Source organism: Brevibacillus sp. YAE8 (assembly GCF_057543335.1).
On record NZ_BAAIYG010000071.1, the window covers coordinates 1 to 1,209 of the forward strand.

Sequence of the window (1,209 nt, forward strand, 5' to 3'; positions counted from 1 at the left end):
TCGGAAGACGTATTCTGCCAATCTGCGTGTTTGGAGTCACGTATCCATCGATACAGCATTTTAGGGTCTATCCCATGCCGTCTGGCTACTTGGCTAGCGTTTCCTACTTCGTGGGCTTCCTGGATCAATTGTTGTTTGAACTCGATTGAATAGCGTCTCCGTTGCATAAAAATATCCCCCTCTGTTCTTCTGATATCAGCTTAACAAGATAAGGGGGTATGACTCAAATCCAATTTCGGGGCTTAAAAGCTCGACCTAGATTTGGACTTGTTTTTAGCAATGCTTAACACTATGAATCAAGTGACAAAATAAAAAAGACAAGCAACTTAATTAGGGTTTGCTGAACGGTTTTCAAACTACAAAAATGTTTCCAAAACCAGGAATTCTATACGAAAGAAGGCGGTTTAACCAGAAGGCAAAAAGATCCCGCAGCCTGCGCTCGAGGTTCATCACCAGGAGTTGCAGCGCGATGACGGTTTCGCTTGTCTTCGCAAGGCATGCTCGAATACGGCCAAGCCCATACGTGCGCTTACCCTCACCAAATTTGCCTTCAATGGCGTTGCGTTTGCGTGCATCTTGTCTTGCGACTCGCCGTTGTTCCGTCGCTTCTTCGCCTTGTACCGGACGGCCAAGCGCCGGACCGCTCAAACGAATGCCGTGCGCTTTGCAAAATGCCCTGTTTTCCCGTGTACGATAGATTTGATCGGCAAGTACCGCCTTCGGGTAACAACCAAAGCGTCTCTTGTACGCTTCTACAGATTCGATCAGCGTCACCCCTTCGTTGAAGCTGTCCCTTGACAGACGCTCCAGAAAAGCATAGCCGTTCACCATGCTGACCGATACTTTGGCGCCAAACTCTACTCGCGCTTTCGCTTTGCCGCGTACGACCGGGCGGACGTGCAGTTGACGGATGCTCACGATTCGATCTTCGATCTGATGCGTTTTGCGTTCAAACATCATGCGTTGCTGTCGATACAGTTCCTGAATCACAAGCAAGTCGCGATATTGTTTCCGGCTCAAAAGTGTCAGCGGCTGCCGTGAGACCAGGTTGCGGATAATGTGAAGGTTACGTGCTACATACCGGAGTTGCTTGCCGATCGCTCGACGAATCACCTTGCCGTTTGCACGACGTTGTTTGGCCACGGCCAGGTACTCCTTTCGCGCTTTATCCCGATAAGTCCGTGGTTTGCGGGCACGACCAATCTGTGG

At 49.9% G+C, this 1,209-nt stretch carries 2 protein-coding genes; both read right to left on the reverse strand.

Going from position 1 to position 1,209, the window contains the following annotated elements:
• Nucleotides 1–167, reverse strand: a 167-nt coding sequence (locus AC27IT_RS27615) for a transposase (protein WP_487092246.1), incomplete at its 3' end; no start/stop codon positions are given.
• A 184-nt stretch (nucleotides 168–351) separates the two neighbouring features.
• A partial coding sequence (locus AC27IT_RS27620; protein WP_487092245.1) for a transposase occupies nucleotides 352–1,209 on the reverse strand: 858 nt, incomplete at its 5' end.